Source organism: Geobacillus thermopakistaniensis, from assembly GCF_000498995.1.
Taxonomy (GTDB): domain Bacteria; phylum Bacillota; class Bacilli; order Bacillales; family Anoxybacillaceae; genus Geobacillus; species Geobacillus thermoleovorans.
On the sequence record NZ_AYSF01000032.1, the window covers coordinates 58,023 to 70,725 of the forward strand.

14 protein-coding genes are annotated in these 12,703 nt (G+C 40.3%); all 14 read left to right on the plus strand.

Features of this window, described 5'->3' with window-relative positions:
• Positions 1 to 3: 3 nt before the first annotated feature.
• Positions 4 to 783, plus strand: a complete 780-nt coding sequence (gene pduL, locus T260_RS133910; protein ID WP_023633556.1) for a phosphate propanoyltransferase — start codon at positions 4 to 6, stop codon at positions 781 to 783.
• Positions 784 to 793: 10 nt separating this feature from the next.
• The gene (locus T260_RS133905) at positions 794 to 1,588 is read left to right on the plus strand and encodes a hypothetical protein (protein WP_023633557.1); all 795 of its coding nucleotides are present in this window, start codon (positions 794 to 796) and stop codon (positions 1,586 to 1,588) included.
• An 11-nt stretch (positions 1,589 to 1,599) separates the two neighbouring features.
• Positions 1,600 to 1,869 carry a EutN/CcmL family microcompartment protein gene (locus T260_RS133900; protein ID WP_023633558.1) on the plus strand — a complete coding sequence of 90 codons (270 nt, stop codon included), beginning with the start codon at positions 1,600 to 1,602 and terminating at the stop codon, positions 1,867 to 1,869.
• Between the two features lie 10 nt (positions 1,870 to 1,879).
• Positions 1,880 to 2,218, plus strand: coding sequence for an ethanolamine utilization microcompartment protein EutS (gene eutS / locus T260_RS133895; RefSeq protein ID WP_023633559.1), 339 nt, complete (start codon positions 1,880 to 1,882; stop codon positions 2,216 to 2,218).
• Entirely contained in the window at positions 2,215 to 2,658 is a 444-nt protein-coding gene (locus tag T260_RS0119790; RefSeq protein ID WP_031212373.1) for a EutP/PduV family microcompartment system protein, read from the plus strand. The genes eutS and T260_RS0119790 overlap by 4 nt, the downstream gene beginning before the upstream one ends.
• Positions 2,659 to 2,749: 91 nt before the next feature.
• Entirely contained in the window at positions 2,750 to 3,382 is a 633-nt protein-coding gene (locus T260_RS1000000140185) for a histidine kinase N-terminal domain-containing protein (protein WP_031212380.1), read from the plus strand.
• Positions 3,355 to 4,173 (plus strand): sensor histidine kinase, encoded by an 819-nt coding sequence (locus T260_RS1000000140190; RefSeq protein ID WP_236620412.1) that lies wholly within the window; start codon positions 3,355 to 3,357, stop codon positions 4,171 to 4,173. The genes T260_RS1000000140185 and T260_RS1000000140190 overlap by 28 nt, the downstream gene beginning before the upstream one ends.
• Positions 4,170 to 4,760: an ANTAR domain-containing response regulator gene (locus T260_RS133890; RefSeq protein WP_023633560.1), complete on the plus strand. Its 591-nt coding sequence runs from the start codon at positions 4,170 to 4,172 to the stop codon at positions 4,758 to 4,760. The genes T260_RS1000000140190 and T260_RS133890 overlap by 4 nt, the downstream gene beginning before the upstream one ends.
• 30 nt (positions 4,761 to 4,790) lie before the next feature.
• A complete protein-coding gene (locus T260_RS133885; protein WP_023633561.1) occupies positions 4,791 to 6,248 on the plus strand; it encodes an ethanolamine ammonia-lyase reactivating factor EutA in 1,458 nt (485 codons plus the stop codon).
• A 13-nt stretch (positions 6,249 to 6,261) separates the two neighbouring features.
• The gene (locus T260_RS133880) at positions 6,262 to 7,623 is read left to right on the plus strand and encodes an ethanolamine ammonia-lyase subunit EutB (protein ID WP_023633562.1); all 1,362 of its coding nucleotides are present in this window, start codon (positions 6,262 to 6,264) and stop codon (positions 7,621 to 7,623) included.
• Between the two features lie 27 nt (positions 7,624 to 7,650).
• Positions 7,651 to 8,508, plus strand: a complete 858-nt coding sequence (gene eutC, locus T260_RS133875; protein WP_023633563.1) for an ethanolamine ammonia-lyase subunit EutC — start codon at positions 7,651 to 7,653, stop codon at positions 8,506 to 8,508.
• Between the two features lie 26 nt (positions 8,509 to 8,534).
• Entirely contained in the window at positions 8,535 to 9,932 is a 1,398-nt protein-coding gene (gene eat / locus T260_RS133870) for an ethanolamine permease (RefSeq protein WP_023633564.1), read from the plus strand.
• Between the two features lie 22 nt (positions 9,933 to 9,954).
• Positions 9,955 to 10,731, plus strand: coding sequence for a crotonase/enoyl-CoA hydratase family protein (locus T260_RS133865; RefSeq protein WP_023633565.1), 777 nt, complete (start codon positions 9,955 to 9,957; stop codon positions 10,729 to 10,731).
• 46 nt (positions 10,732 to 10,777) lie between these two features.
• Complete coding sequence (locus T260_RS133860) at positions 10,778 to 12,331, plus strand: class I adenylate-forming enzyme family protein (protein ID WP_023633566.1); 1,554 nt, start codon at positions 10,778 to 10,780, stop codon at positions 12,329 to 12,331.
• Positions 12,332 to 12,703 lie beyond the last annotated feature (372 nt).

Consider the following 12,703-nt stretch of genomic DNA (forward strand, 5'->3'; position numbering starts at 1 on the left):
TCAATGGCGGTAATTACGGAAACGTATTTAAGATCGGAAATGTTAAAAGGAACGTTATCAAATCCTTATTTCATTTCGCATCAACATCGACTAACGCCCGCTGCCCAAGACTTTTTGCGTGATCGAGGAATAAAAATTGAGGTAATGGGCAGCAACTCCATTCGAACTATCGCTAAAGCAAAGGAATTGAGGATTCCAGTAGGAGTTTCTAATCGACATGTTCATCTCTCGCACCATGAGGTGGAAGTCTTATTTGGAAAAGGATACGAATTAACGCCATACCGTTCACTCTCACAGCCAGGACAGTTTGCTGCGGAGGAAACCGTGACTCTTGTTGGGCCTAAAGGCGTTCTGTCGAAAGTGAGGATTTTAGGTCCTGCTCGAGAACTGACTCAAGTAGAGATTTCGCGCACTGATGGATTTACTCTTGGAATCCATCCACCCGTCCGGCTGTCTGGCTCGATTGAAGGGACGCCTGGCATTACACTTGTTGGAAAAGCTGGTTCTATAACGATTTCACAAGGTGTTATTGTTGCAAAAAATCATGTTCATATGTCTCCAAACGATGCAAAGGAGTTCAATGTGAAAGACGGCGATCGACTTATTGTTCAAGCCATATCAGATCGATCGATTATTTTTCCAGAAGTCGTTGTTCGAGTAAACGAGAGATTTACCCTTGATTTCCATATTGATACCGATGAGGCAAATGCGGCGAACTTAAAGACAGGGGATTTTGTAAAAGTAATCGGGAGAAATGGCGAACCTTTTAGCGTAAATGCTTAGAGGTGATGAAATGGAGCATAATACGAATTTAGAGTTGAAAGCATTAGTCGAAACAATTGTGCGTGATCTTTTGGAAAAAGCTAATAGCGCTCAAAAGGTGCGCAAAAAGGTATTATTCATTTTTTGTGATAGTTCAGCTCACGAATTATTTACAGATCAGCTAATCCAACTTGATAATACAGAAATTGGATACGATCTTTTATTCTTGGATGGGGAGACGTCCGCATGGCTTGGCCTTCATCAAATTGAGTCGACAGGGTCCACGAAGGTGATTGCGGCGGACGAATTGGCTCCTGCTCCTTTAGAACTTCCGAAAGAATATGAGGCAGTAGTAATTCCGGAAATTGACTTAGATAATGCAGCAAGGATAGCACTTGGGCTCAAAGGCTCGGTTAAAGCGGAGATTGTGTTTTCTGCATTAACTTTGGGGAAGCCAGTCATCATTGGTGAGGATGTGCCGGGGATTAAGCGTGCTGATCGAAGAACATTAAAAAAATTATCCTTGCCGCCCGCTTACCAAAAACTTTTCATTCAATATAAAGAAGATTTAAAAAACATGGGAGTGATCCTTACAAAACAAGAACGAATATACGAAGCAATTTTAGAAAAGTTGAGCGGTTCTCCAACACATTCATCAGAGAATGGGGACAAAGGAAAAAGATTTGAAGGAAACGTAGTAACAGCAGACTGGGTACATTACTATTTGGAGGAAAATGATTCACTGATAGTCAATAAGAAAGTATTAATTACACCGCAAGCAAAAGACCTATTAAATGAAAAGAGGATTGATGTCAAATTTGTATAGGAGTGATCCTCTTGTTTCTTGGGAAAGTGGTGGGGAGTGTTTGGGCAACGCAAAAAGAGGTCGGAATGGAACATTTAAAACTTTTGTTAGTTCAGCCCATCCACGCCGATGGAACGGATGCAGGCACACAAGTTATATGTGCTGATCGTATAGGTGCGGGACAAGGTGAAACGGTCATTGTTTCAAGGGGAAGCTCTGCTCGAATATTAATCAGTAAGGACTCTCCTGTTGATGCAGTTGTTGTAGGAATTGTCGATTCTTTCGAATACTGCAAAGAATAAGGAGAAAGATATGGAGAGAAAAGAGCGGATTATTCAAGAGTATGTGCCTGGAAAACAATTGAATCTAGCTCATATTATTGCCAATCCTGATGAATCATTATATACACGCCTTGGCATAAATGAGGCGGGAGCTATTGGAATTTTAACGGTGACTCCAACCGAGACCGCCATTATTGCTGCGGATATCGCGACAAAATCGGCCGATGTAGAGATCGGTTATTTAGATCGTTTTACAGGTTCAGTCGTTATTACCGGCAATGTTTCTGATGTGGAAACAGCGATACAAAACATAAAGGAGTTTTTTGTTAAAACTTTAAAATTCTCAACTGCGGAGATCACAAGGTCATGAAAAGAGGAAAAGTGCTTATTATTGGACCGGTTGGCTCGGGAAAGTCTACATTGGCGAAAAGGTTACTTGGTGAGGAACATTCTTCTGCCAAAAAAACACAGGCTCTTGAATATGCAAATTGGATTATCGATTCCCCAGGGGAATACAGCCAGAATCCAATGTATTATCGTACATTAATGGCGACAGCGTTGGAGGCAAAAGTTTTATTAATTGTTCAAGATGCTACACGAAGGGGTTGTGCTTTACCCCCGAACTTTGCATCTGGGTTTCCTCTTAATCCTATTGGAGTCATAACAAAAATAGATCATCCTAACGCAGATATCGAGACAGCCACCCGATTTTTAAGAACTGTACTGCCTGTAGGAGATATTTATTTGACTTCTTCTGTTACTCTTGCGGGAATAAAGGAATTAAAAGATCGAATTTTGTCGTACCTTTAGTAAATGTTGTCTAGAAAGTTTTGTTTACCAATTGTGAAAAAAATGAAAAAATAAAGATAACTAAACAGAAAAGAAGGGGAGTTGTAGAAACTTGATTCTCGAGGTATCTGCGTTGGCTTCTTTTTTAAGAAAAGAGGATATCAAAATTATAGAAGAGCTGTCCAAGTATTTGCAGTTATTTTCTGATCTATCACAATCAGATGTGTTTATTGATTGCTTGTTACCGGGGGGAGAAGAAGCGATCGTTGTCGCTGAAGCTCATCCAATGACAGGTAAATCACTCTATAGAGAACCAGTTGTTGGGAAAATTGCTTATAAGGAAAACGAGCCTGGGGTATTCTTTTGCTTTAAAACCGGCAGACCTGTTATCGGATCAAGAGGGGTTTCTCAGGAAAATGTAAACATGCAGCAAAATGTAATGCCCATCGCAAATGAATCTGGAAAGATAATAGGTGTATTAATCATGGAGCAAGACATTACTGAAAAAATACAACAGGAGAAAAATGTAGAGTTGTTAATGGAAACAACAGAGCAATTAAGTGAAACTCTTTATCATATAGCGATGTCAGAAGTTGCGATTCCAGACTTGATGCATGAAGGGTTGCTATTATTTGACTGCGATTATCAAATTATGTTTGCCAATGATCGAGCAAAAGAGATGTTTGAAGCAAATGGGCACTTATTAGTTGGAAAAAAGTGGATTCACTACCTTTTGGTTCCATGATTAAAGAAGAACTTAATATACAAAAAGGAATGTTTTTTCATGAATTCGAACTGGGAGAGCATTTTCTTCAATTAAAAGCTGTTTCGATTCAACGGAATAACCGAACAGTAGGAGGGGTGCTTCTTTTGAGGGATTTATCAGAATTGAAAGAAAAAGAAAAGCAATTAATGATTAAATCAGCTGTTATTAGAGAAATTCACCACCGTGTTAAAAACAATTTGCAAACGATTGCCAGTTTGTTGCGATTGCAAATGAGGCGAATAGACTCCCAAGAAGTTGAAAAAGTTTTTCGAGAAATCATCAATCGAATTACGAGCATCTCAATTATTCATGAAGTTCTTTCATTGGAAGGAACGGATATGATTGAATGCAAAGAAGTGATTGAATTAGTGTCGAATGCCATTATTTCATCTATGAAACAATCGGAACAAAAGATTACAATTCAAGTTGAAGGATGTTCTCTTTATTTACCTTCTCAAAAGGCTAGTTCTTTAGCTCTTGTCATTAATGAATTGGTACAAAACGCCATTAACCATGCGTTTATCAATCTTGATGAGGGAGTTATCCGAATTGAGTTGAAAAAACAAAATCAAATTGTAAGCCTTGCAGTAATAGATGACGGTGTAGGGGTTGATCTTGAAAAAGTACAGCAAAAAGGACGGCTAGGGCTTCAAATATGTCAAACGCTCATTTCGGAAGATTTAGGAGGAATTTTAGAATTTGAAAATAATCACCCTGGGACAAAAGTGACCGTTACTTTTCCGCTTCCCAAGGAGGGCCTAGTGACATGAGTACATTGAAACTTATTGTTGTGGATGATGATCCAATCACTCGCATGGATATCAAGGAAATGCTCATGCAAGCGGGATATGAGGTGGTGGGGGAAGGGAGAAATGGAGAGGAGGCCATTGATTTAGTATATCAGTTCAAACCGGATATTGTTATTATGGATATCAAAATGCCAAAAATGGATGGGATAAAGGCAACTAGAATAATCAGAAAATTCAATCTTTGTGCTGTTGTTTTACTAACTGCTTATAGTCAACGTGAGCTCGTAAATGATGCAAAAGAGGCAGGAGTAACCGGTTATTTAGTAAAGCCTGTTTCAGAAGAGGATTTAATTCCAGCCATTGAGATTGCGAAAAGCCAACAGGAGCAGTTCCGCTTGTTAGAAAGAGATATCCAACTATTAAAAAAGTCAATAGAGGAACGAAAAATAATCGAGAAGGCAAAAGGCAAGCTAATGAAACGATTTTCTTGTTCAGAAGAAAAAGCATATGAATGGATGAGAAAAAAGAGCATGGAACACCGTATTTCCATGTTTAAATTGGCAGAAAAAATTCTCGAAAAATATGAGAATTCGATGACGAATAAATGATATGTAATCATTTCCTGAGGTGTAATTATAGTGGAAGGTAAAACAATTATTAGTGTAGGGATTGATATCGGAACAAGTACGACAAAATTTGTTGTCAGTCATTTAAAATATGCAAAAGTATCCAACCATTTTTCGTTGCCTCGTTATGAAATTGTTGAAAGAAACATTGTGTATGAGAGTCCGATGTACTCAACACCGCTAAAAGGGAAACGGGATGAAATTGATTTGGAAACCCTTGTAGGATGGCTTGAAGACCAATATCAAAAAGCAGGGGTCGACATACGTGATGTAAAATCTGGAGCTGTTATTATAACAGGCGAAACGGCGACGAAAAAAAATGCGGAGAGCATCTTGCATTATTTGGCTGAAAAATCGGGGGATTTTGTAGTTGCCATAGCTGGCGCCAGTTTGGAAGCACTACTTGCAGGCAAAGGATCGGGTGCTTTTTCGAGATCTAAAGAAGTAAAAGGAATCATTGCTAACATTGATATAGGGGGAGGAACAGCGAATGTTGTTCTTTTTCAGAGAGGAAAAGTATTAGGTACTATTACCTATCATGTTGGTGGGAGACTAATCGAATTAAGTCAGAATGGAGAAATTACATTTATATCTCCATCTATTCAATCTTGGTTGGATTCAAAAAATTATCAACTGTATATAAACAAAAAAATTAGTTTTACAGAAATCCAGCAAATTGTCCAGCAAATGTGCAACGATATGTTAGATTCGTTAACTAGTCAGCAACCGATTCGATCGGATGATTCACTAATTCACAGTACGAGCTTTCAAGTGATTCCACCTATCGATGAAGTGATGATTTCGGGAGGGATCGGTCGGTTGCTTGAGGAAGAAGCACCTAAAACAATCTATGATACAGCTATCTATGGAGATGTTGGTCCGCTTCTTGCTCATGAAGTAGTAAAAGCAATTGAAAAGTGTTCATTAAAACTAATCAAAGCAACGCAAACATCTCGTGCAACCGTAATCGGAGCCGGGATGCAAAGCACAGAAATTAGCGGGGCTACCATACATGTTGCTTCATCGCGTCTCCCTATTCGTAATTTACCCATTATGATGATTGAGCTAGATCATCACCAGATAAACAATAGAGATTATGTGTATAAGCAAATCAAACAAGCCATGATGGATTGGAAGCAATACATCCAAGAAGATCAAGAACTTCCTTTTGCGATTTGTATGAAGGGGATTTTTCATTGTTCTTATTCTGTATTAAAAGAAATAGCCAAGATATTGTTTTTACTTTATGAAAAGCATTTCCCCAATCATTCGATTATAGTTGTCATTTGTGAAGACGATATTGCGAAAGCGCTTGGACAATTGCTAGTACTTCAATCGAAAAATAAAGTAGATATTATTTCAATTGATCAAGTTATAGTTGAACAAGGTGATTACATTGACATAGGGGAAACAATCAATCAAAGTATGGTCCCTGTAGTAGTCAAAACATTAGCTTTTACGAAGAGTTAGGAGGTGATTCTATTTGAAAACAACGATCACTCTAATGGGAAAAACATATCAATTTAAAAGTTTAAAGGAAATTATGGCAAAAGCAAATGAAGAAAAATCTGGCGACCAGCTGGCAGGCATTCATGCCCAAGATGCACAAGAACGCATTGCAGCGAGACATGTTTTATCAGACCTAACCCTTGCTGATATTCGAAACAACCCTCTTTTGCCGCCCGAGGAAGATGAAGTGTCGCGTGTCATCGAGGAAGGAGTTAATGAAAAAATTTATGCATCCATTCGAAATTGGACAGTTGCGGAACTTCGTGAGTACCTTTTGTCCCCGAACGTCACGAACAATGAAATCTCTCATATCCGTAGAGGGTTAACAAGCGAAATGATCGCTGCTGTAACAAAGATTATGACAAACTTAGATTTGATACAAGCTGCATCAAAAATTACGGTAGAAACGCGTTGCAACACAACAATCGGCCAAAAGGGGCGATTGGCGGGAAGAGCGCAGCCCAATCACCCGAATGATCATTTACAAGGAATCAAGGCAGCCATTTTCGAAGCTTTGAGTTATGGTGTTGGAGATGCCGTTATTGGAATTAATCCTGTAATCGACACAGCAGATAGTGTAAAAGCCATTTTAAATATGACAAAAGAATTGATGGAAAAATGGGGTATTCCTACACAAAACTGTGTTTTAGCGCATGTCACGACGCAGATGCGAGCAATCAAACAAGGAGGAACAGCAGATTTATTGTTCCAAAGCTTGGCCGGTACAGAACTGGGAAACAAAGCATTTGGCATTAGTGTGGAATTGCTAGATGAAGCAAATGAATTAATTTTAAAAGAGGGGACGGCTGCTGGTCCAAATGTATGGTATTTCGAAACAGGACAGGGGTCAGAACTATCAGCAGATGCCCACCATGGTATAGATCAATTAACATTAGAAGCTAGGTGCTATGGGCTGGCGAAACGATATAACCCGTTTATGGTAAATACGGTAGTGGGCTTTATTGGACCGGAGTATTTATACAACAGTAAGCAAGTTATTCGCGCGGGACTTGAGGATCACTTTATGGGGAAACTTCATGGTTTGCCGATGGGAGTAGATGTTTGTTACACCAATCATATGAAAGCAGACCAAAATGACATGGAAAACTTAGCCGTTCTGCTCGTTGCAGCAGGTGTGAACTTTTTGATTGGGGTGGCGATGGCAGATGACTGTATGCTAAATTATCAATCTCTTAGTTTCCATGATATTGCTACATTAAGGGAGTTGCTCCATATGCGGCCCGCTCCGGAGTTCGAGCGATGGTTAGAAAAAATGGGAATTATGGAGAACGGAAAGTTAACATCAATGGCTGGTGATCCCACTTTATTTTTATAAAGTTCTGAAGGCGGGTGATCTGCGAAAATGAATCAAGTGGATATTCAACGAATTGTTGAGAAAGTGATGGTGGAATTAGAGACTAGAGTATCTCGACAATTAAAAGAAAACATTGATGAAAAAGAATGTGAAAAAAAGTTTCATTATACGACGTTTGATTGGTTAACCTCCGTTCCAAATCCGAAATTTCCTGAAGGAATTGACGAATTGCGAAAAGTCACGCCCGCGCGTATAGGGGTATGGAGAACAGGAACACGCCCGTTGACTAAAACGATTTTAAAATTACAACTTGATCATGCCGCTGCCGTTGACGCTGTGAGTGGAGAAGTCCTTGATAGTTTACTTGAAGAATTTGGTTTATTTACGGTCGAGACTTGTTATGAAAACAAAGAAGTTTATTTAAAGAGACCAGACAAAGGACGCGTTCTTACGGAAGAAGCAGTCAAAACCATTCAAGAAAAATGTGTGAAAAAACCTCAAGTACAAATTGTTGTTTCTGATGGATTAAGTGCAAGTGCGATTGAAGCAAATCTTAGAGATATTTATCCAGCATTGTTGGATTCATTAGAGGTAAACGGGTTAACACAAGGAACACCCTTTTTTGTTAAAGGTGGAAGAGTAGCATGTATGGATCATATCGGTGAAATTTTGCAACCAGAAGTACTCGTTCTTTTGATTGGAGAGAGACCGGGCCTTGTTTCTGCCAATTCCATGAGTGCGTATATGTGCTATAGACCAAGAAAAGGAACAGTAGAGTCAGACAGAACTGTGGTTTCCAATATTCATTCAGGAGGCACACCTCCCGTTGAAGCCGGTGCCTATATTGGTACGGTTTTAAGAAAAATGATTGAGCAAAAAGCTAGTGGGGTGCGTCTAGAGCTATAGTAATCATTTGAAGGAGGAAGGATAGCATGGCCAACAATACGAATAACCATTTGCATAAAGAGTTAAAACCCATTCATTTATGGGGTATTGCAGTCGGAATGGTGATTTCAGGTCAGTATTTCGGGTGGAATTACGGATTTGAGCAAGGTGGAACGATAGGATTAGCGATTGCTGCGATTATTGTGACTGTTTTTTATACGACTTTTATATTTAGCTATTCAGAGCTTTCTACATCTATTCCCCATGCTGGAGGGCCATCGGCCTATGCAAGAAAAGCAATGGGCCCTTATATGGGGTTTATGACGGGGTTAGCATGTTTACTTGAATTTGTTTTTGCTCCACCGGCCATTGCTGTAGCAACAGGAGCCTATATTAACTTTTTATTTCCAAGTATTAACGCTGTGTATGCTACAGTAGCCGTTTTTTTATTCTTTATTTTCATTAATCTTATAGGAGTAAAAGGGGCTGCGATCATTGAACTGGTAGCTACGGTTTTAGCCTTGATTGGCTTAGGCGTTTACTATGTTGCTGGACTGCCTCATGTAAATGGCTCAGCCATATTTAGCGACATGTCAGCTTTTAAAGGTTGGACAGGAATATTTGCCTCTATTCCTTTTGCTATTTGGTTTTTCCTTGCTATTGAGGGGGGAGCGATGGCAGCAGAAGAGGTGCGTAATCCCAAAAAGGATATACCAAAAGGATTTATTTCGGGGATCTTGACATTAGCAGTTGCAACCGTTCTTACGTTGCTTGTAACAGCCGGGCTTGGTGGAGGAGAAGGAAAACCTGCTGATTATCCTCTTCCTCAAGCTCTAGCCAGTGTTTATGGCGAAGAACATATTTTGCCTAAAACAGTCGCTATCATTGGTTTGTTTGGATTGATTGCAAGCTTACATGGCATAATTATTGGCTACTCCAGACAAACGTTTGCATTAGCCAGAGCAGGGTACCTCCCTGGATTTTTAGCTAGCTTATCGAAAAGAGGGGTTCCACATTGGGGATTAATTGTACCTGGCATCATAGGAGTAGCTAGTGCCGGTTCTGCCAGCTTTGCCAATGCATTGATCATTTTATCTGTATTTGGTGCGATTACGATGTATTGTTTGAGTCTCATATCGCTCTTTGTATTAAGAAAAAAGGAACCGCATATGGAGCGACCGTTCAAGGTGAGTTACCCAGTTGTTCCAGGAATCGCACTCTTTTTAGGGATTGTTTCGTTCTTTTGCGTACTGAAGTACAGTGTGTTAACTACTAATTTGCCGTTTTTTGGAATCAAAATCCCATTAATCGCTATCATTTTGTTCGTATTTGGCTTGGGCAACGCTTATTACTTTTTAATAGGTTCGAAGAAAATTCGCCCAATATCCGAAGAATTTGTATCGATCGAAGATATCACCTCTAGCCAAAAAAATGCATCGTTGTAATTTATTGTGGGAGGGAAGATGAATGGTGGTTCGACTAGAGCGAAAAGGAAGAGTTTGTACGATTATTCTTAGTCGGCCGGAAGTGAGGAACGCGGTTGACCGCGAAACAGCTGAGCAGTTGGCACATGCTTTCCGAACCTTCGAGCAAGATGATGATTTATATGTTGCGGTGCTATGGGGGGAAGGGGGGAATTTTTGTGCAGGAGCCGATTTGAAAGCACTTTCTGTGGGGGATGAACAAAGAGTTAACCGTTTAAACATAGACATGAGCCAAGATGGCCCAATGGGGCCGACAAGAATGAGATTAGGAAAACCAGTTATTGCTGCAGTAGCGGGATACGCAGTGGCAGGAGGCCTAGAGCTTGCCTGTTGGTGTGATTTACGTGTTGTCGAGGAAGATGCGGTGTTTGGAGTTTTTTGCCGGCGTTTCGGCGTCCCTCTCATCGATGGGGGCACTCAGCGCCTTTCACGCCTAATCGGTATGAGCAGAGCTTTAGACTTAATTTTAACGGGACGTCCGGTAGGGGCAGAAGAAGCGTTAATGATTGGTTTAGCGAATCGTGTTGTCCCTACTGGCCAAGCAAGAATAGAAGCGGAGAAGTTGGCAGAACAAATAGCGAGTTTTCCGCAAATTTGTTTACGCAGTGATCGGCAAGCTGTTTACGAAGGAATAGGTTTGGACTTGCAAAAGGCAATGGAGTTGGAATTCCAATTGGGCATGAAAGTGATCCAAAGTGGTGAAACGAGACAAGGCGCCCAGCGTTTTTGTGAGGGAGAAGGAAGACACGGGCGATTCTAATTGTTTTTGCCAGACAAAATAACGATGAAAAAAGGGGGTTTATGATATGCATGCACGCGAATTAATTCAAAGAGGCGCAAAATATTATCCGAATCATACAGGCGTGATTTTCCAAGGGAAAAGTTTAACATTCGAACAGGTACTTCGCAGGAGCAATAAATTGGCTAATGCCTTGCTAAGGATGGGATTGAAAAAAGGAGACAGAGTGGCTTCCCTATTATCGAATTCTCTTCAAAGTGTTGAAATTGACTTCGCTTTATTATTAAGCGGACTTGTACGTGTTCCTCTTAATACAAGACTGTCAGAAAATGAACATCGCCATATGATTAACGAAACCGATGCAAAGGCTATTTTGTTCACGGAAGAGTTTACGGATCGCGTCACAGCATTAAAGCCAACATTATCTTCCGTAGAGCATTATTGTCAATTGAATAGCACCCCTAATCATTCTTGGATTTTATCTCTTGAGGAAATTGCGAAGAACGAAACGGACGATGATCCACCTATAATGGTTAAAGAAGATGATCTTGCTACAATCCAATATACTTCTGGTACAACCGGAACTCTTAAGGCAGCCGTGCATACTCAAGAGACATGGGCCGCAATTTGTAACAATATCTTGCATGCGATTCGGATAGAAGAAGGGGATGTCATGCTGCATGCCGCACCATTAACACACGCATCAGGCACGCTGGTTCTCCCACACTGGATTCGAGGCGCGGCAAATGCCATTTTACCGCGTTTTACTCCAAGAGAATTTTTAGAGGAAGTCGATAAAATTAAAGCGACTACACTCAATTTGGTTCCTACTATGATTATCATGTTGTTAAACGATCCTCAGGTAGAGCAGTACTCATTTTCATCCGTCCGCAATATCATCTATGGTGCCTCTCCAATGCCGCGCGAAGCATTGCGGCGTGGCATCAAATTATGGGGAGCGAAATTTATTCAATACTATGGCCAAACCGAAGCACCTCTTATTTTAACCTTACTTGAAGCAAGTGATCATATCATAGATGGAATCAATGCTGAACAAAGACTGTTATCATGTGGACGTGCAACCTCTAATGTGGAAATTAAAATCGTTGATGAAAATGATAATGAAGTTGATGCAGGAAACATAGGAGAGATTGTAGTAAAAACCAATCAAGCAATGATTGGATACTGGAAAGCTCCTGAACTAACACAAGAAACTATTAAGCACGGATGGGTTTATACGCGTGATATGGGATATTTGGATGAGCAAGGCTATTTGTACCTTGTGGACCGCAAATCGGACATGATCATTACCGGTGGGTTTAATGTTTATCCGCGTGAAATAGAAGACATTCTTTATCAACATCCTGCTGTATTGGAAGCGGCAGTAGTAGGTGTGCCAGATGAAACATGGGGAGAGACAATTAAAGCATTTGTTGTGTTGCGGGAAGGTTTTACCGTGAGTGAACAGGACATTATAGAGTATTGTAAGGAGCACTTAGCTTCTTATAAAAAACCGAAATCAGTAGAATTTGTTGATGAACTTCCAAAAAGCCCGGTAGGGAAAGTAGTGCGGCGTTGGTTAAGGGATCCTTATTGGGCCAAGCATGAAAGGAAAATATAAGCGGGATTTGTCATGCTAGAGAAACGGAGTGTTGCACAGATGTCGTTAGCCGTCTGAAGCGTCGATGGACATGACAGATCGGCGCGTCATGCGGGAAAAACCGTGAGGAATAAACGGTCCGTTAACTTCTAAACGGATGGCAAAACAAACAAAAAGACAATGCGTTCTATATAGACTCCCATGACGAAAAAATTCGTCGCTAACGGAAGGATGAAAATGTCCTTTTGCTGAATATCATAATTTTACACATTTTGGAGTTCGGGTATTTTCAGGATGCAAGCAATTTGAAACGTTAATGTTTACGCTCTGTTATGGAACTAGCTGGTATTTTACCGACTGTCGGGTGACTGAGCAACATCACTTCCGGACTTA

What these genes read in the sequence shown, in the direction of transcription:
- T260_RS133865 (WP_023633565.1), top strand. Translation starts at nt 9,955, where the DNA reads ATGGTGGTTCGACTAGAGCGAAAAGGAAGAGTTTGTACGATTATTCTT.
- T260_RS0119790 (WP_031212373.1), top strand. Translation starts at nt 2,215, where the DNA reads ATGAAAAGAGGAAAAGTGCTTATTATTGGACCGGTTGGCTCGGGAAAG.
- T260_RS133860 (WP_023633566.1), top strand. Translation starts at nt 10,778, where the DNA reads ATGCATGCACGCGAATTAATTCAAAGAGGCGCAAAATATTATCCGAAT.
- eutC (WP_023633563.1), top strand. Translation starts at nt 7,651, where the DNA reads ATGAATCAAGTGGATATTCAACGAATTGTTGAGAAAGTGATGGTGGAA.
- pduL (WP_023633556.1), top strand. Translation starts at nt 4, where the DNA reads ATGGCGGTAATTACGGAAACGTATTTAAGATCGGAAATGTTAAAAGGA.
- eutS (WP_023633559.1), top strand. Translation starts at nt 1,880, where the DNA reads ATGGAGAGAAAAGAGCGGATTATTCAAGAGTATGTGCCTGGAAAACAA.
- T260_RS133890 (WP_023633560.1), top strand. Translation starts at nt 4,170, where the DNA reads ATGAGTACATTGAAACTTATTGTTGTGGATGATGATCCAATCACTCGC.
- T260_RS133905 (WP_023633557.1), top strand. Translation starts at nt 794, where the DNA reads ATGGAGCATAATACGAATTTAGAGTTGAAAGCATTAGTCGAAACAATT.
- eat (WP_023633564.1), top strand. Translation starts at nt 8,535, where the DNA reads ATGGCCAACAATACGAATAACCATTTGCATAAAGAGTTAAAACCCATT.